Here is an 18,771-nt window from a genome sequence, read left to right on the forward strand (position 1 = left end):
CACAAGGTCGAGGCGCACGGCTATTCACTCGATCGGCCACTGTACTCACTGGCCTCCAGCGCCGCCAGTAACTGCCGGGTAGGGTTGCGCAGATGGTTATAGAGCATGCCCAAACACAGCAATCCGGCAAACACGGTGGCCAGATAAAAACCATATCGGGCATCCCCCCCCATTAAATCACTGAAGACCCCCATGAGCAGGGGCCCCGCAGCGGCGGCCAGCGCCGTAAAAAACAGAATCACGCCTGCGACCGTGCCATGCTCGCCCTTGGGAAAGCAGCTGATGCCTTTTGAGTTAATGGTGGGATACATCATCGACATAAACAGCCCGGACAGTGGCAATAAATACACTGCCGCACCCACCCCGAAAATCATACTGCCCAGGTAACACAAAAATATCGCCGCACTGAACCACAGCATTACCGCCGTCCAGCGGCAACGCTGTAACACCCAGCCCCCCAGAAAACGACCGCCGGCTCTCAATACAAAAAATACGGTCAACGAATAGCTGGCCAGCCACACCGCCGAGCCGTCATAACCCAGAAGATAAGTCGGCATCCAGACATATATGGCCGCCTCTGTGCCAACGTAAAGCGCCGCCGCCAGAGAGAAGCCCAGAGCGTAAGGGTTGCGAGTCATTGCCAAGGTCCGCCGAAGATCCACCTGAGGCCGATGAGCCCCCTGAGTCACGGGGTAATTGACACAAGCCGCCAACACCACCAAGCCCATACAAATGCCTCCGGCAATGACGTACAAATACTTCCAGGACACGCCATTGGCCAGCAAGTAAGCCACCAGTGCCGGCCCAGCAATGGCCCCCACACCAAAGAATCCCTCCACCAGATTCATGGTGCTAGTGTGTTCGCGACCGGATGAGGAGATATCGCCAATCAGCGCCAGAGCGCCGGTTTTGAACACACCAATGGCGACTCCGGATACAGCCAGCAAGGCGACAAAAAATCCAAAGGTGCTGCCTGCGATAAAGAGAAAGCAGGCCAACGCATAGAGAATCAACCCCAGAATGACAGTGAGCTTACGCCCGAATTTATCAGCCAGAAACCCCAGCAGGATACCGCTTAAGCCAATCGCTGCCATGGGCACATAGTGGAAGGCACCGGCGGCTGTATGACTCAGAGAAAACTCGCGAATCAGCTCGGGGATGATGACGCCCACGGCATCGGTGGTCATCGCGAACACCAAAAACATCACATAGGTCAGTCCCTTGATCAGGGTCCGACTGTGAAGCACTTCGGCCTCACGCTCAGAAGCCCCACCCAGACACTTGGCTTGTCCAATCTGATTCATGCTCTCTCTCCGACATTTATCACTTTCGTTATTATGGTAATCGCGCTTTAGAAGCTATTTGAGATGTCACAGGCCCTTTCAGGCCCGCGATGAAAACATAAAATCACATCATGCAATCGATTGCAATCATTTTGGTTTTGAGGCATGCTATTCCTGAAAATAAACACAATACCCGATTCTGGTGCCTTGCAAGCAAAGGTACCACTGACCACAGGTAGCTTTCATGATTGGAGCAATTGAAGCCGGCGGCACCAAGTTTTGCTGCGCGCTGGCCAGCGACCGGAACACGATTCTGGCCAGCGCCTCATTCCCCACCACTTCACCCACTGAAACATTGAGCCGGGTGAGGAGTTTTTTCCAAGAGGCCCAACTCAAACACGGCACCCTGCAATCACTGGGGCTGGCCTGCTTTGGTCCCGTGGGTCTGGATAGCAACAGCCACGACTTCGGCCACATCCTTAATACCCCCAAATCCGGCTGGGCTCATTACCCGATTGTCGAGGCGCTGCGCACGTCTTTGGGGGTACCGGTCGCTTTTGATACAGACGTCAATGGCGCCGCCCTGGGAGAGTTCCACTGTGGCGCCGGACGCGGACACTCTTCACTGGTGTACATCACCGTTGGTACCGGCATCGGGGGCGGAGCCATTATCGACGGCAAGATACTCCACGGACTGATCCATCCGGAGATGGGGCACATGCAAGTCCCCCGACACCCTGACGACAACTACCGTGGTCACTGCCCCTCCCACGGCGATTGCCTGGAGGGGCTCGCCTGTGGTCCCGCACTTGGAGATCGCTGGAACATGGCCGCAGAGACTCTCACCGGCGACCACCCCGCCTGGGACATTCAAGCCGACTACCTGTCCAGCATGTGCATCAACCTGACGGCGGTACTCTCACCAGAAACCATTATTCTTGGCGGAGGGGTGATGCAGTACCCCGGCTTGCTGGACAAAACCCGGACCCGCTTTTTGGAGCGATTCAATAACTATTTGCCACTGCACGAGCGCCTTGGGTCTCTGGACAGCTACATCCAGTCACCCGAACTGAGCAACCAGGCCGGAACTGTCGGAGCCTTGCTGCTGGCCGAATCCGCACGCCCTGAATCCGTTTCCCGATAAGGTTTCCGAACATGTATGAGTTGATACCCCCGCCCCACCAGACACCCTTCAGCAGCGGAATCCGCCACCCCGAACTGTATTTATGGGATGCCTGGTCGTTCGAAAACGAAGGCGTTCTGCACCTGTACTGTTTGGCCGTGAACCGTCAAAAACCGGATGGTTCACGCTTGCTGCCCGCTGAACGCAACCACTACCCTTTTCACATCCGACATTTCGAGTCCGTGGATGCTGGCGGGCAGTGGTGGGACAAAGGAAGCTTCCATGCCGCCGGTTCAGCCCCCAACGGACAGGATGTGCGCAACGTCTGGAGCGGATGCAGTTTTATTCTGGAAGACGGTCGTTTGGCCGCAGGCTACACCGGCCTGTACGCGGGAGACCCCGACCACACCTTCATCCAGAACATGGGGGTCGCCTACAGTCCGGACGGACGTCATATCGAGCGCTTTGGCAACACCCCCCTGTCGTGCCCGGTTGTGGATTTCGACAACATCCTGACCAGCGGCTATTACCTCCCCCCTCTTGAGCAACTGGGTCATAACGCCGGCGAAGAAGGCGGCCCGATTCTCGCTTGGCGAGATCCGTTTATCTTTCGCACTCTTACCGGGGAGCTACGCGCCCTGTGGGCTGCCAAGGTAAGCCCAACCCGTGGCGCCATCGCCCAAGCCCGGCTGGATTACCGGGGCGGAGAGCTGAGCATGGGCGAATTACTGCCCCCCATCCTGCTGCCTGAAAGCCAGACGTTTACCCAGATTGAGTTGCCGAAAATCTATGTCGATCAAACACGCCAGGAGTACTACCTGGTGGTCGCAACCTGTGACCGCCTGACAGAGTCGCAAGCGGAACACGAGGTGGAAAAAGCCATACGACTCTATCGCGCAAGTCAACCAGAAGGCCCCTGGCAGCCGCTGTTCAGCAACAATGGAAGGCTGCCTAACAGCGATCACCTGTACGCCATGACCGTCCTTAAGACTGATTTTGACAGGCGCCAACTTCTCTGCATCGCCCCCTGCGCAGAAACCGCGGGTGACCGGCTCGGACTCTCCATATCACCCGCTTTCACGCTGGACATCCCGGCTCCTTATTAATAATCGGACATTCAACAAATGGTGTTATTACAGGAAAAACTTAAACTTTCTTGCAATCGATTGCAAAAGACTCTATAAGTTGAGAAACAGCCCGGTGAGATCGGGCATCCCAACTGGAGAAGGGGAGGCAGCCAACCCGCTCGCCCCAACATGCCCCTGTGACCAATCACAGGGATAACGATAAAAAAACAAAACCATAATAATCGGAGAAGACTATGACCCAGTCACGCTTTCGCTTAACCGCTCTGGCCTCAGCACTGCTAGTTACCAGCGTCGCCCAACCTGCATTGGCGGGTGTCCTGGAAGAAGTGGTGGTAACCGGCACCCCCAAGAAGGGCGTATCCAAATTTGACGCCACCGTGTCCATCAACACCTTGAGCGAAGAGCAGATCACGCAGCTTGCCCCCCGCTCTGCCGCTGAGGTTCTGAGGACTATCCCGGGCATTCGCTCCGAATCCTCCGCTGGCGAAGGCAATACCAATATCGCCGTGCGTGGCGTCCCTGTTGCAGCGGGCGGCTCCAAGTTTGTGCAACTGCAGGAAGATGGCATGCCGATCATGCAGTTTGGCGACATCGTTGTCGGTACCGCGGACCAGTTTCTGCGAATTGACAGCAGCGTGCGCACGGTTGAGGCCCTTAAGGGCAGCACCGCGGCCACTGCCACCAGTAACGCTCCCGCCGGCATCATCAATTTCATCAGCAAGACCGGCGAGGACGAAGGCGGCAGCGTGTCGATTGCCACCGGCCTGGACTACGATAACTTCCGCACGGATTTTGAGTACGGCGGCCCCATAAATGATGAGTGGCGTTTCCACGTGGGGGGATTTTACCGCGAGGGTGAAGGTGCAAGAGAAGTGGACTTTAACGCCTCCAAGGGCGGTCAGATCAAAGCCAACCTGACCCGTGAGTTTGACGGAGGCTATGTTCGTTTCTACGCCAAATACCTCAATGACAGCGTACCCACCTACCTGCCCATGCCAATGACCGGCTCACAGGGCAGCATTTCCGGCTTCGACGCGGGCACCAGCTCCAATATCAGCAACGATTTGCGCAACGTCCTGACGACTGGCGGTGTCAGCGGCGTGCGCCGTAGCGGCATCGATGACGGCAATCACAGTGAAGCCAAGTCTTTCGGGATGGATTTTGTGTTTGACATTGCCGAGGACCTGACTGTGTCTGAACGCTTTCGCTACAACCAAAATTCCGGCACCTTTTTCGGCGCCTTCAGCGCCGCCATTGGCAGCACCAGCGACCTCGAATCGCTGTCGACAATGTTAGCAGGTACCGGCGCTGACGGCCTGGCCTATGTGTCCGGCGCCAATGCCGGTGTTGAGCTGTCGGCGGAAGACGTTGCCAGCCTCAACGGCAACGGTCTGCTACAAAACATCCGCACCTTTGATAACGAACTGGAAAGCCTCGACAACTTTACCAACGACCTGCGTTTAACCAAGTTTTTCGACAACATCAACGTAACCCTTGGCTATTACAAGGCGACCCAGGAAATTGATGTCGACTGGTTCTGGCAAACCTACGTGCAAGACGTCTCTGACCAGGCGCGGCTCATGGATGTATACGCGGGCGGCAACCGCCTCACCCAGAACGGCCAACTGGCTTACGGCTCACCGGACTGGGGTAACTGCTGCACGCGCGACACCTATCTGGAAGCAGACCTGGACGCGTTTTATCTGTCCGTCAACGCCGAGCTCACCGAGCGCCTAACCGTCGATGCCAGTGTGCGTTACGACACCGGTGACGCCAATGGTCACTACGCTTTTGGAACCACCTTGGCCGATGACATCAACAACGATGGCACCAGTGTGGGCCAGCTGGCCGAGACCAGTGTTACCTACATTGATCAGGCCCAGCTGACCTCTTCAAAATTTGATTACGACTGGGATTACTGGTCTTATTCTCTGGCCGCCAATTACCTTGTCACCGATTACCTAGCCGTTTTCGGCAGCGTTTCACAGGGATCGCGGGTCAACGCCGATCGTCTCGGCGACGGCGGCTATCTGCTCAACGGTACCGCCGCCAGTGGTTCAGTGGAAAACGAATTAACCTCCTATGAACTCGGCGTCAAATGGGACAGTGAGTATTACAGTCTCTTTTCCACGCTGTTTTACGTGGAGACCGACGATGTGAACTCCGAGGCCACCAACCCCAACGGCTCGACCCGGGTGCGCGGTTACGAATCCCTGGGGCTGGAGCTGGAAGGTACGGCCCAATTCGGTGACTTATTACTGCGCGGCAGTTTGACCTGGACAGACGCAGAAATCGTTTCTTCCAATGACCCCAGCCTGATCGGCAATACCCCTCGCCGCCAGGCGGATTTCGTCTGGAGCCTATCGCCGAGCTACGTGTTTGGTGAGCACGTGGTGGGAGCAACGGTTATCGGCACAACAGACGCCTATGACCAGGATGACAATACTTACGAGATGGACGGTTATGTGTATGCCAACCTGTTTGCCGACTTCGCTCTGGCCGAATCACTGCACTTGATATTGACCGTGAACAACGTCACTGATGAAGTTGGACTGACGGAGAAGGAAGGTGGCAGTACAGTGATTGATGGCACAGAGTACATTCGCGCTCGCTCCATAGCCGGACGCACCACGGAGCTGAAACTTAAATACACCTTCTGATCCCCGGCTGGGATCTGCGTAAGCCCGACAGAGACTTGCCCCGCCCACAGGTGGGACAAGTCTCTGTCGGGATGGTACCATCCTTCGCACAACCCCCAGAGCCGACACCCGTATGAGTAATGACACCAAGACAATGAAAAATATGGACGAGCTTGCCAAGCTCGCCAACGTCTCGGTTTCCACCGTATCCCGGGCATTGGCCGGCAGCACACTGATCAGCACCAAAACCCGCGAGCGCATCGCCAAACTGGCTGAAGAACACAACTTTCAGTTAAATGAAAAAGCGCGCAATTTTCGTCTGAAGAAAACCAACATGATTGCCGTTGTCATGATGGTCGACATCAAATCCGGACAGCACATTTCCGATATGTTTTTCTTGCAGATGCTCGGCTCGCTGGCCGACGCACTAACGGCGCAGGGTTACGATTTGCTGCTGACCCATATCGCCATCGAGGACATGCCCACGATTGACAGAAGCCGGGCATTTCGTCAAACAGACGGCATTATCTTCATCGGCCAGGGCAATCAACAGGAACATCTGAATCGGCTTGCCGACCTGGGCAAACCCATGGTGGTTTGGGGGGCAGAACTGGAGAACAGTCACTATTGCACCGTGGGCACCAACAATGAGCTGGGCGGCTACCTGGCGACCAAACATTTGCTCAACTTGGGCAGGGAGCGCATCGCTTTTTTCGGTGACATCAACTTTCCCGAACCCCAGCAACGCTACAGCGGATATTGTCGAGCCCTGCAGGAAAAGGGCTTACCGATAGACAAAAGCCTGCAGCACAATGTACCTTTCGATATGACTCACGCCAACACGGAAATCCATGACCTGATGCAGCAAGGGTTAAAATTCGATGCTGCGGTTTGCTCAAGCGACCTGATTGCCATCGCGGCCATTGACGCCTTCAACTCATATGGCGTCAAAGTGCCCGATGATATTGCACTGGTTGGCTTTGACGACATTGCGCTGGCGGCCCTCACTCAACCACCACTGACCACCGTAAAGCAAAACATTACTCAGGGTGGACATGTCATTGTGCGCAAGCTGCTCGCTCAAATTAACGGCGACCCCGCCAGCGATACGATTCTCAAAACCGAACTGGTGGTGCGGCGTTCCAGCGGTGCCTGGTGACAACTGTCCGTTAATCCTTAATGCGGTACTCGGCGGAGCGAGCGTGAGCTTCCAGCGATTCACCTCGTGCCAGCACTGACGCCACCTTGCCCAGCTCAGACGCGCCCTGCGGGGAACAGTTGATGATCGAGCTGCGCTTCTGGAAGTCGTACACCCCCAGCGGCGATGAAAAGCGAGCCGTTCCGGAGGTGGGCAGGACGTGGTTCGGCCCCGCACAGTAATCCCCAATCGCCTCGGCCGTGTGCCGCCCCATGAAGATGGCGCCGGCGTGACGCACCTGGGGCAATAGCGCCTCAGGATCTTCTACCGACAACTCCAGGTGCTCAGGCGCAATGCGGTTGCTGACCTCAATGGCCTGCGCCAGGTCTTTCACCAAAATGAACGCACCGCGTTCGGTCAGGGATTGACGCGCAATGGCCTCGCGGGCCAGGGTCGGCAGCAATCGATCCACGCTGTCCTGGACTTGCGCCAGAAAATCCGCATCCGGACACACCAAAATGGACTGCGCCTGCTCATCGTGCTCTGCCTGAGAGAACAGATCCATGGCGATCCAGTCGGGATTGGTCTTGCCATCACAGACCACCAGAATTTCAGACGGCCCGGCGATCATATCGATTGCCACTGTGCCGAACACAGCGCGCTTGGCGGTGGCGACAAAGATGTTCCCCGGGCCCACAATCTTGTCCACCTTCGGCACGGTCTCGGTGCCGTAGGCCAGCGCCGCAACGGCCTGAGCGCCACCCACGGTGATCACCGTATCGACGTCGGCAATGGCCGCGGCAGCGAACACCATCTCATTGACCTCACCGTCCGGGGTCGGCACCACCATCACCACTTCATCGACACCCGCCACCTTGGCCGGCATCGCATTCATCAGTACCGAGGACGGATAAGATGCCTTGCCGCCGGGCACATAGAGTCCAACACGCTCCATCGCGGTTACTTGCTGACCCAGTACCGTGCCGTCGGCTTCAGTAAAGCTCCAGGACTCTTGTTTTTGATGCTCGTGATAGCGGCGCACGCGCTCGGCGGCGACTTCCAACGCCTGGCGCTGCTCCTCGCTGATGCGGGAGAGCGCTTCCTGCAGACGCGCCTTGGGGATGACCAACTCGGCCATCGAAGAAGCCCCCAGCCGATCAAACTGGTTGGTGTAGCGCAACAGCGCCTCATCACCCTGAGACTTTACCTCCGCCAGAATCTTGGCCACCGTATCCGCGACCGCATGATCCGAAACCGACTCCCAGGCCAACAACGCGTCCAGCTGACGTTCAAAATCCGTCGCGCTGGCATTCAATTGCTTGATGGGAGTCTTGGACATGGTGTGATCTCTATCTGTAAATTCAAAAAAATACGCTGACGACTGAAATACCGCCAATGTGTAAACCGTGTAAATACCGCAACTAGAAACTAGAAACTAGAAACTAGAAACTAGAAACTAGAAACTAGACAAGATTAACCGCTTTCTGAACCGCATCAATAACCTGTTGAATCCGGTCGTGCTTCATTTTCATCGACGCCTTGTTTACGATCAGACGGGAACTGATGTCGGCGATGTGCTCACGAGGCTCCAGCCCGTTGGCGCGCAGCGTGTTACCGGTATCAACGATATCCACGATCTCATCGGCCAGGTCCATAATAGGTGCCAGTTCCATCGCTCCATACAGTTTAATGATATCCGCCTGGCGGCCTTGCGCGGCGTAGTAACGCTTCGCCACATTGACGTATTTGGTCGCGACCTTGATACGGCCAGGTGGGGTTTCAACCCCTTTAACGGCTGCCGTCATCAACTGGCAGCGGGCAATCCCCAGATCCACAGGCTCATACAGGCCATCGCTGCCGCTTTCCATCAAGGTATCTTTGCCGGCAATGCCCATATCGGCGGACCCAAATTGAACATAGGTCGGTACATCACTGCCGCGCAGCACCAACAGGCGCACATTTTCCTGGTTGGTGGCAAAAATCAGCTTGCGACTCTGACTGATGTCTTCAGCAGGCTCTATGCCCGCGGAGGCCAATAAAGGCAACGTTTCTTTTAAAATGCGCCCTTTGGTGAGGGCAATGGTCAACATTTGCGACATAACTAAATTCTTAGGTTCTTGCGTTTATCCCGCGGCCCCAAAGGCCGGCAGGTGCGTGACAACAAATTCCGAAAAACCCATCAGGCCGGGCTGTCAAACCGGCCCAGACTTGGGGTTAACCCGGCACCCGGCGAATATTCGCGCCCAGCTGCTGCAGTTTCTCTTCAATACACTCATAGCCACGGTCGATGTGGTAAATACGATCCACAATGGTCTCGCCCTGAGCCACCATGCCCGCAATCACCAGGCTGGCTGACGCGCGCAGATCCGAGGCCATCACTGGCGCACCCTTTAAGGTTTCAACACCGGTGACAATGGCGGTATTGCCTTCCAGCTTGATATTGGCCCCCATGCGATTGAGCTCATGAATCTGAATCAGGCGGTTTTCGAAGATGGTTTCAATCACCGTACCGGTGCCCTCAGCAACCGCATTCATCGCCGTAAACTGAGCCTGCATATCGGTTGGAAACGCCGGGTATGGAGCCGTTTTCAGGCTCACAGCCTTGGGACGATTGCCTTTCATATCCAGCTCGATCCAATCTGGACCGGTATTGATATGGGCACCCGCCTCTTCCAATTTTAACAACACCGCCTCAAGAATGTGGGCGTCGGTGTCTTTCAACAACACTCGACCGCGAGCAGCTGCGGCTGCGGTCAAAAAGGTTCCCGTCTCAATACGATCCGGCATCACCGAGTAAGTACAGCCGTTCAGCTTATCCACACCACGAATGGTCAGCGTGTCGCTGCCAATGCCCTTAATGTCCGCGCCCATCGCCACCAGGCAATTGGCCAGATCCACCACTTCAGGCTCTCTCGCGGCATTCTCAAGGATCGTGGTACCTTCCGCCAACGTCGCCGCCATCAACAGGTTTTCAGTACCGCCGACGGTCACCATATCCATAAAGATATGAGCCCCCTTGAGGCGGCCATTGGATTTGGCCCGAATGTAGCCCTCATCCACCTGAATCTCGGCCCCCATGGCCTCCAGGCCACGCAAGTGGATATCAACCGGGCGACTACCGATGGCACAACCGCCCGGAAAGGACACATTGGCAACCCCGTGACGGGCCAGGATTGGCCCCAGCACCAAAATGGAAGCGCGCATGGTTTTCACCAGATCGTAGGGCGCCGTAAAGTCCGTAATCATGGTGGGATCGACTTCAACACCCATCTTCTCATCAATGGTGACCCCCACACCCATGCAACGCAACAGCGCCAACATGGTGGTAATGTCATTCAGGTGGGGCAGATTACACAGGTGCACCGGAGAATCGGCCAGCAAGGTTGCCGCCAGAATCGGTAAGCCTGAGTTCTTGGAACCGGAAATGCGAACTTCGCCAGACAGCTGCCGGCCACCTGTGATGATTAATTTATCCATGTATTGGGATCACTTATCACTATTGAGTTGTTGAAAGGACAGCGCTATCACAAGGTCAAAAAACAGCGTTGACCGAAAAGCAGTGCCACTTGATCGCGATTACTTAAGGCCAGCCCACTGTTCGGGGGTGTAGGTTTTCATATTGACCGCATGAATAACGCCGCTGGCGATTTGGTCAGACAGGGCACCATACACCAATTGCTGCTTTTTGACAGGGTTTAACCCTTCAAACGCCGGGCTGACAACAATCAGATTCACGTGGCTGCCATCGACATTGACCTCGACCTGGCTGCCGGTAATTTTCTCCTGCAACAGGGCTTTTATTTCTTCGGGCTGCATAGCCAATCCTCACGGTTATCGGGGTTAGAAATACCAGTTGCCAGACTGAGTCGTTCCAAACAAGAGCAGACCTTTGTGTCTATCAATCCGGCACGTTCAAAAAGCGCTGTAGTTTAATGAAAAAGGCCTGCCCGCGCACCTTTAGAGAACGAAAAACATGCTAAAGGCATCACTCCCGGGTAAAAGGCACCCCAACTGGGTCTCAATCGGCACTCATCTTCACAACTTTAGTCAATTCAGAGACCAGGATTGGCCAGAAAGGTGGGGATAGCACATCAATGCAGAACCCGCGCTGTCACAGGAAAAGCGGGCGAGTCGCCCAAAATACCCCCCCCCTCTCGGGCCTTGGCTAAACCCGGGCTTTGGTTAAACCCGGGCTTTGGTTAAACCCGGGCTTTGGGGTTAAACCAGAGTTAGGCCGGATAAACTCTTTACGGAGCAATCGATACACTGACGCAATCGGTCAGCCATTGGCCGACGCGGACCAGCCCTCAATCACTGCGTCCAAATTACCGGCTTTTCGCATCGCCTGCGAAAATTGTGAGCGGAAGGTTTTGCCCAGATTGATGCCGTTAATGGTGACATTGAGCAGCTTCCAGGCATTATCGCGCTTGCTCTTGGCCATAGTGTAAGTCACCGTATGCTCACCCTCATCGGTCTGCACCTTTTGCTCCACACCAATCCGGTCCTTATCGCCGACGCCTCCCTCCGGGCGCACCAACACAATTTTCTGCTGCCCATAGACCGCCATGCCTTTGGCATAGGTACTGATCAGGTTCTCACGGAAAACCTCACTGAAACGCTGACGCTGTTCCGGCGTAGCCTGCTTGGCGTAATCCCCCATCACACCGTAAGCGATGTAGTCGAAAGCAACGACCGACGACAAGACCTCTCCGACAGCCGCATAAAAAGCCTGCGGGTCCTCATCGAGCAGCGCCTGTTTAGCGCCCACCACATTCAAGACCTCATCGGTTACCGCCTCAACAACCTCGTAGGGGTCACTGATTTTCGCCACATTTTCACTCCAGGCGACCGCGCTCACCCCCAGCAGTGTGGTTAACAGCATCAACCCGAGCGAAACACGGTTCAGAAAACCCTGCTTGCCGGTACGCTTATCAGTGCCTTTATTGGCCCGCTTCCGGGACTGGCCTAAGCGGTAACTCAAAGCCTGCAACCCAACCTTATCCATCATTATTCTCTCCTAACTGACATTTTCTCTCCGGGAACCCCCACACAAGAGAACAAAAACCGCCTGAACAGACCGTGAACGCGGATCGTTAAGTAACGTAAATCGCGAGCACCTAGCTTAGAGTGTGTATGCCTCAAATCGTTTAACCCCAAAACGCGAAGAGATCGGCAATTTCCAGAAAAACACACTTTGCGGCTGACATTCTCAGCACGCCACTATACCATCTGCCCCCTTTGAGCTGCACCTATATTCCTGCACGCTATAAATGATCAACATTGACGGATAAAGGAACCCCCATGACGGAACTTTGGCTAGCCTGGCTCGCAATTATCGCTGGCTTTGTCGGTTTAATCTGGAGCGCAGACCGCTTCGTTGCCGGTAGCGCCGCCATTGCCAATAACTTTGGCGTTAGCCGCCTCATCATTGGCCTGACTATTGTGTCTTTGGGAACCTCCGCGCCCGAAATCATCGTCTCAATCAGCGCCTCCCTGCAGGGGAGCGGAGAACTGGCTATCGGTAACGCACTGGGGTCCAACATCGCCAATATCGGCCTGGTTCTCGCCATCACCGCGCTGATTGCCCCTATGCCCATCCAAAAGCATTTGATCACCCAGGAAATCCCCATTCTGTTATTGGTCACGGCCGCAGCCGGTGGTGTTCTTTACGATGCCGCACTGATGCCCATTGAGGGCATTCTGCTGCTGGCGTGCCTGATCCCCCTGCTGTACTTCATGGTGCGCAGCAAAAAATCCCACCCGGAAGAAATCGATATTAGTGACGAGATTCCGGACATGAAAACCCTGATCGCGAGCTTCTGGTTTGTGGTCGGACTTGCCGTCCTCATCGGCAGCTCAGAAATGTTGGTGTGGGGCGCACAAATCGTGGCCATCGACTTCGGCGTCAGCCCGCTGATTATCGGTCTAACGGTGATTGCCGTTGGCACCAGCCTGCCGGAGTTGGCGGCCTCCGTCGTGAGCGCCATCAAGGGCCATCACGAAATGGCCCTCGGCAACATCATCGGCTCCAATATTTTTAATATACTCACCGTCATGTCGTTGCCGGCCATCATCCACCCACCGACCATGACTGCGGAAGTGTTCAGTCGCGACTTTACCGCGATGGCCGCCATCACCCTTTTGCTGGCAGCGGCTATAGTTGTCGATTACCTGATTCGCAACCGCCACCCGGAAAGTCACGGAGTGGCGCGCCTGGGCCGGAGGATTGGCTGCCTGCTGCTCGCCAGCTACATTGGCTATTACTATCTGTTGTTTACGTAATATTTGCTCCGCCAGCGTTTGCAGACCGAATACACCCTGCGCCGGATTGTCGTCGCGCAGGCAACCAAACCAACCGTGCTAAACCCTGTTTTACGCATTCATGTTTAATTCAGGGTTATTCATCCACTATGGTTTGGACCACATTCACCAGAACGCTTACTGAAATGCACCATTGGCCCAACACCCCAAGAACCTGAAAAGGCCTTGAATGCCAGTTGTTTCGCCCACCCGCAGACAGTAAGCTTTACCGCATCTGACCAGTAGATTGACTTATGACCCAGCAAACCAGCAAAGACCAGCTCATCAAAGCTGGCAAACGCACAATAGACATCGAAGCCAAAGCGGTTGCGGACCTCAGCCCCCGTATTAATGAGGACTTTGTCGCCGCCTGTGAGTTAATCCTCAACTGCAAAGGCCGCACCATCGTCACAGGCATGGGTAAATCCGGACACATTGGCAATAAAATTGCGGCCACCCTGGCCAGCACCGGCACGCCCTCCTTTTTCGTTCACCCCGGTGAAGCCAGTCATGGCGACCTGGGCATGATCACCCGGGACGACGTCGTTATTGGCATATCGAATTCCGGCTCCTCGTCCGAGGTGGTGGCTCTCCTCCCCATGCTGAAGCGCATGGGCATCCCACTGATCGGCATGGCCGGTAAAGCGGACTCTCCTCTGGCTCAGGCCGCCAATGTCAACCTCGACATCAGCATTGAAAGCGAGGCCTGCCCGCTGGACCTGGCGCCGACCACCAGCACGACCGTCACGCTGGCCATGGGCGATGCCCTGGCCATCGCCCTGCTCGAAGCCCGCGGCTTTACCGCGGAAGATTTTGCTTTTTCCCACCCGGGCGGCGCTTTGGGGCGCAAGCTGCTACTCAAGGTTGAAGACATCATGCACAAGGATAGCGAAGTGCCGCGCGTGGAACCCGACACCTTACTCAGTCAAGCCCTGGTGGAAATGACCGAGAAAGGTTTTGGCATGACAACCGTTGTCGATGAAGGCGGCCAGTTACTCGGGGTTTTCACAGACGGTGATTTGCGCCGTTGTGTCGATCAGGGGGCGGATCTCGGCAAAGCCATCATGAGCAATGTCATGTCCTCCAACCCCAAAACCGTGCATCTCAATATGCTCGCCGCAGAAGCCCTGGGCATCATGGAAGAACGTCAAATTACCGCCCTGGTCGTTGCTGACGATGAACAGCGCGCTGTTGGCGTTGTCCACATGCATGATATTTTACGAGCAGGCGTGATGTAAAAGCGGGTTCAGCGGCCCATGATCCAGGCAAAAGGCGCAGGGTAATGACTGGCTACGCGCTTAAGCCCTGCCATCCAGGAGCCCTGTCATCGACCAGCCGCTGAAAATGACACCCGACTGCTGAAAACAACCACAAGGTTTCGATAGTTACAGCCCAAGACATGATCAACAACCGACCATCGATTAGCGCTCACTGCGAGGCAACACCATCATGATCCGAAACTGGTTCGCCCCAGCCGTCATAGTGACTCTGACACTCCTGTTTTTATTGCTCTGGGAATCCCCCCCGCAATCTTTTTTTAATCAGGATGACGCCCCCACCTCAACCAAATACCCGGCCAGCATTCTGATCAATACCGTCAGCCGCCGCTATGACGATGAGGGCAAACTCAACAGTGTTTTCAAAGCCTCCGAAGCCCGATATTTTCAGGTCAATCCCCGGCGCCCAACCAAGAGGGACTATGTTGAAGTAAAGGAACCTAAACTGACTTTTTACACGGTGGATAAACCCCCGTGGGACATGACCGCCCGCACCGGAAAATCAAAAAACAATGGCAACCTCATTCAGCTGAAGGGGGACGTTCACCTCTGGCAGAGCGACAGCGAAAACCTCGTTTCGGAACTCACAACCCCCTACCTGGTCGTAAAACCAGAGCAACAATACGCCGAGACTAACAAACCTGTTATCATCAGCAGCCCCGGTAGCACCACCAACGCCGTCGGCATGAAAGCGTACCTGCAAACTGACACCATAAAATTGTTATCGAAAGTTCGAGGCATACATGAACCTTAATAAACTGGCCGCCTTTGCCACTCTCGCCTTGACTCTAGCAGGGTTTAGCCCAGCTCTTTTCGCTCTCGCAAGCGACAAGAGCCAACCGATTTACATCAGCTCTGATCGCGCCGAACGCAATGAAAAACTGGGAGTTACCACTTACACCGGGTCCGTGGAAATGAATCAGGGCACCCTCCAGATCCATGCGGACAAAGTGGTCATTCATTCCATCAACAATGAAATTACCCGCATCATAGCCACCGGCTCGCCAGCCGAGTATCAGCAAAAACCCGCTACCGACAAACAGCTGGTGATTGCCAGGGGAAATAAAATTGAATACCTGCTCGACACCGAAAAACTGCATCTGACCGGCAATGCCTCACTGCGCCAGGGCGACGGCACCATGCTAACCGGCAAGCTGATTAACTATGACACCAAAGAATCCGTCGTCCGGGCCGAGGGCAACACAAACAGCAGCGCCCCCGAGCGTATCCACATGGTGATTCCACCAAAGGCGAAAGCCGAGCCCCAAAACAACAGCAGCAGTAGCAGTAGCAACCCAAGCCAGTGATCTGCTCAGCCGCAACGCAATATTGATTCAACAACATTGATTGCTTAATTTAAGGAACATTGCCCCCGCCATGCCCACACTAAGCGCCCAGCACCTCGCCAAAAGCTACAAAAGTCGTCGCGTCGTTATTGATGTTTCCCTGACGGTGAGCAGCGGCCAAATTGTTGGATTGCTCGGCCCTAATGGCGCGGGTAAAACCACGTGTTTTTACATGATTGCCGGATTGGTGGACGCGGATCAAGGCCAGGTGAGCATTGATAAAAAGAATCTGACACACCTCTCCATGCATGGGCGGGCACGCGCCGGCATCGGCTATCTGCCGCAGGAAGCCTCCGTGTTTCGCAAACTCACCGTGACCGACAACATTCTCAGCATTCTCGAAACCCGCAAAGACCTCAACCGCAAACAGCGCCAAGACAAGCTCGAAAGCCTGCTGAAGGAATTCCACATTACCCATATTAAAGACAGCCTGGGCATGGCCCTGTCTGGCGGTGAGCGCCGCCGGGTTGAAATCGCCCGGGCGCTGGCCACCGACCCGGAGTTCATCTTGTTAGATGAGCCCTTCGCCGGCGTTGACCCCATTTCGGTCAATGACATCAAGCACATCATCGGCCACCTTAAAGAGCGCGGCATCGGCGTTCTGATCACGGATCACAACGTCCGCGAAACCCTCGACATCTGCGAAAAGGCGTATATCGTCAGCGAAGGGCACATCATTGCCGAGGGCAGCCCCGCAACCGTGCTCAGCAATCAACAGGTCAGAGAGGTTTACCTCGGGCACCAATTCAGCTTATAGTGTGGCCCCTCCCGTCAAGTTACACCCTCCTCCCCGGACAAATAATAGGCACATTTCTTGCTTGTTAATGTTGTTGTCCTCAGTTACTCTGGCTACACTTGTGTTAAAACAGCCCCAGCCCCTCTAGTGAGCGAACTTACGGCGCTGTTTGATATTCAACACTGAACATGCAGAAGGATTCTGCCGCACAGGCTAATCAGCTGAACCGTTCTCCAACCGGTGACATCGACCGGAAGTAATGCTGACTGCCGCGACAGGGTGTAGATTTACCGAGTAGCCGTAGCCATACATGAAACAGTCGTTACAACTGAAACTGGGTCAACAACTTACCATGACCCCTCAATTGCAGCAGGCCATCCGCCTGCTGCAATTGTCCACGCTCGACCTGCAAGCTGAAATCCAGGAGGCCCTGGACTCCAACCCTATGCTGGAAGCCTCCGAGGATGACAGCCTTCATGCCGACAACCCCTCTGAAAGCATCAACACGCCTCAAGAACAGCCTGCCAACAGCAAAGACAACGAGCGCGAGCCATCCGCGACCGCCAATAGTGAGAGCAGCGCAGAGGGCGCTGACGGCGACTGGAACGAGTCTATTCCGGAAGACCTGCCGGTCGACACCAGTTGGGATGACGTGTACCAATCCGGCCCAACAGGCACCGGGCTGTCTGCCCCGGATAACGAAGACAGCGATTACGACAGCCGCGGCACCAGTGATGAATCCCTGCATCAACACCTGATGTGGCAGCTCAATCTGACGCCCATGTCGGAAAGAGACGAGATCATTGCCCTGTCCATCCTTGATGCCATTGAAGACTCTGGCATGCTCAGCCAAACTGCCGAGGAGATACACGAAAGCCTCAGCAAGGAGCTGGATGAACTGGAACTGGACGAAGTGCTGGCCGTTCTTCACCGCCTGCAACAATTTGATCCGCCCGGTGTGGCCAGTCAAAACCTGAGCGAGTGCCTGCTGATTCAATTAAATCAGCTTCCCAAAGAAACACCTTGGCTGGATGATGCTAAACTCATAGTAAAAGATCACTTGCCCCTGTTGGGCAGCCGTGATTACAAGCAGCTGATGCGGAAAACCAAGTTAAAAGAGTTCCAGCTGCGTGACGCCATCGTCTTGATTCAAACCCTCAACCCGCGCCCTGGAGACTCTGTCTGCACCGGCGAAACCGAGTACGTGATTCCAGACGTTTTTGTGACCAAACAGGACGATCGCTGGACTGTGAATCTGAACCCTGACATCGCACCCAAACTGCGTATCAATGATACCTATGCGTCAATGGTCAAAAGAGCCGACAGCAGTACGGACAACTCCTTTTTACGCGACAATCTGCAAGAGGCCCGATGGTTTATCAAAAGCCTGCAAAGCCGCAATGAAACGCTGCTGAAAGTGGCGACCTGCATTGTCGAAAAGCAGAGAGGCTTCCTGGATTATGGCGCCGAGGCCATGAAACCTCTGGTCCTCCACGATGTCGCCGAAATTGTTGGGATGCACGAATCCACCATTTCCCGGGTTACCACACAGAAATACATGCACACCCCCCAGGGCATTTTTGAGCTGAAATACTTCTTCTCCAGCCACGTCAGCACCGATTCCGGGGGCGAGTGCTCGTCTACCGCCATCCGGGCAATCATCAAGAAGCTGGTGGCGGCGGAAAGTCAGCAAAAACCCCTGAGTGACAGCAAAATTACTACCCTTTTGGCAGACCAGGGTATTGTGGTGGCCAGACGCACCATCGCCAAATACCGAGAGTCACTAGGAATACCTGCATCCAATGAGCGCAAGCGTTTGGTCTGAGCCTTCTGCAGGGCAG

The 18,771-nt window shown here is 55.2% G+C and carries 16 protein-coding genes; 10 read left to right on the forward strand and 6 right to left on the reverse strand.

Going from position 1 to position 18,771, the window contains the following annotated elements; genetic code table 11:
- Positions 1 to 20: 20 nt before the first annotated feature.
- Entirely contained in the window at positions 21 to 1,205 is a 1,185-nt protein-coding gene (locus G8770_RS01885; protein ID WP_243760235.1) for an MFS transporter, read from the reverse strand.
- 322 nt (positions 1,206 to 1,527) lie between these two features.
- Here G8770_RS01885 and G8770_RS01890 point away from each other — a divergent pair, with 322 nt between their 5' ends.
- The 4 genes from G8770_RS01890 to G8770_RS01905 all read left to right on the forward strand — a co-directional run bounded on the left by G8770_RS01890 (position 1,528) and on the right by G8770_RS01905 (position 7,292).
- Entirely contained in the window at positions 1,528 to 2,427 is a 900-nt protein-coding gene (locus G8770_RS01890) for an ROK family protein (RefSeq protein WP_167181182.1), read from the forward strand.
- An 11-nt stretch (positions 2,428 to 2,438) separates the two neighbouring features.
- Positions 2,439 to 3,512, forward strand: a complete 1,074-nt coding sequence (locus tag G8770_RS01895) for a glycoside hydrolase family protein (protein ID WP_167181183.1) — start codon at positions 2,439 to 2,441, stop codon at positions 3,510 to 3,512.
- Positions 3,513 to 3,727: 215 nt separating this feature from the next.
- Complete coding sequence (locus G8770_RS01900) at positions 3,728 to 6,154, forward strand: TonB-dependent receptor domain-containing protein (protein ID WP_167181184.1); 2,427 nt, start codon at positions 3,728 to 3,730, stop codon at positions 6,152 to 6,154.
- 112 nt (positions 6,155 to 6,266) lie between these two features.
- Complete coding sequence (locus G8770_RS01905) at positions 6,267 to 7,292, forward strand: LacI family DNA-binding transcriptional regulator (RefSeq protein WP_208021975.1); 1,026 nt, start codon at positions 6,267 to 6,269, stop codon at positions 7,290 to 7,292.
- A gap of 10 nt (positions 7,293 to 7,302) precedes the next feature.
- Here G8770_RS01905 and hisD read toward each other — a convergent pair whose 3' ends face one another.
- The 5 genes from hisD to G8770_RS01930 form a co-directional block, all read right to left on the reverse strand.
- Positions 7,303 to 8,610: a histidinol dehydrogenase gene (gene hisD, locus G8770_RS01910; protein WP_167181185.1), complete on the reverse strand. Its 1,308-nt coding sequence runs from the start codon at positions 8,608 to 8,610 to the stop codon at positions 7,303 to 7,305.
- A gap of 124 nt (positions 8,611 to 8,734) precedes the next feature.
- Positions 8,735 to 9,370: an ATP phosphoribosyltransferase gene (gene hisG / locus G8770_RS01915; protein ID WP_167181186.1), complete on the reverse strand. Its 636-nt coding sequence runs from the start codon at positions 9,368 to 9,370 to the stop codon at positions 8,735 to 8,737.
- A 115-nt stretch (positions 9,371 to 9,485) separates the two neighbouring features.
- Positions 9,486 to 10,748 (reverse strand): UDP-N-acetylglucosamine 1-carboxyvinyltransferase, encoded by a 1,263-nt coding sequence (murA, locus tag G8770_RS01920; RefSeq protein WP_167181187.1) that lies wholly within the window; start codon positions 10,746 to 10,748, stop codon positions 9,486 to 9,488.
- 99 nt (positions 10,749 to 10,847) lie between these two features.
- Positions 10,848 to 11,087, reverse strand: coding sequence for a BolA family protein (locus tag G8770_RS01925; protein ID WP_167181188.1), 240 nt, complete (start codon positions 11,085 to 11,087; stop codon positions 10,848 to 10,850).
- Positions 11,088 to 11,550: 463 nt separating this feature from the next.
- The gene (locus G8770_RS01930) at positions 11,551 to 12,279 is read right to left on the reverse strand and encodes an MlaC/ttg2D family ABC transporter substrate-binding protein (RefSeq protein WP_167181189.1); all 729 of its coding nucleotides are present in this window, start codon (positions 12,277 to 12,279) and stop codon (positions 11,551 to 11,553) included.
- Positions 12,280 to 12,572: 293 nt separating this feature from the next.
- Between G8770_RS01930 and G8770_RS01935 the strand changes: the two genes are divergently transcribed.
- The 6 genes from G8770_RS01935 to G8770_RS01960 all read left to right on the forward strand — a co-directional run bounded on the left by G8770_RS01935 (position 12,573) and on the right by G8770_RS01960 (position 18,755).
- Entirely contained in the window at positions 12,573 to 13,553 is a 981-nt protein-coding gene (locus G8770_RS01935; RefSeq protein WP_167181190.1) for a calcium/sodium antiporter, read from the forward strand.
- Positions 13,554 to 13,825: 272 nt separating this feature from the next.
- Positions 13,826 to 14,809, forward strand: coding sequence for a KpsF/GutQ family sugar-phosphate isomerase (locus G8770_RS01940; protein ID WP_167181191.1), 984 nt, complete (start codon positions 13,826 to 13,828; stop codon positions 14,807 to 14,809).
- Between the two features lie 244 nt (positions 14,810 to 15,053).
- Complete coding sequence (gene lptC, locus G8770_RS01945; protein ID WP_167181192.1) at positions 15,054 to 15,602, forward strand: LPS export ABC transporter periplasmic protein LptC; 549 nt, start codon at positions 15,054 to 15,056, stop codon at positions 15,600 to 15,602.
- The gene (gene lptA, locus G8770_RS01950) at positions 15,592 to 16,155 is read left to right on the forward strand and encodes a lipopolysaccharide transport periplasmic protein LptA (RefSeq protein ID WP_167181193.1); all 564 of its coding nucleotides are present in this window, start codon (positions 15,592 to 15,594) and stop codon (positions 16,153 to 16,155) included. Before lptC ends, lptA begins: the two co-directional genes overlap by 11 nt.
- Before the next feature lie 70 nt (positions 16,156 to 16,225).
- Positions 16,226 to 16,951, forward strand: a complete 726-nt coding sequence (lptB, locus tag G8770_RS01955; RefSeq protein ID WP_167181194.1) for an LPS export ABC transporter ATP-binding protein — start codon at positions 16,226 to 16,228, stop codon at positions 16,949 to 16,951.
- A 289-nt stretch (positions 16,952 to 17,240) separates the two neighbouring features.
- Positions 17,241 to 18,755, forward strand: a complete 1,515-nt coding sequence (locus tag G8770_RS01960; protein WP_167181195.1) for an RNA polymerase factor sigma-54 — start codon at positions 17,241 to 17,243, stop codon at positions 18,753 to 18,755.
- Positions 18,756 to 18,771: the final 16 nt, after the last annotated feature.

Source organism: Pseudomaricurvus hydrocarbonicus (genome assembly GCF_011602365.1).
In the GTDB taxonomy this organism is placed as follows: Bacteria; Pseudomonadota; Gammaproteobacteria; order Pseudomonadales; family Cellvibrionaceae; genus Pseudomaricurvus; species Pseudomaricurvus hydrocarbonicus.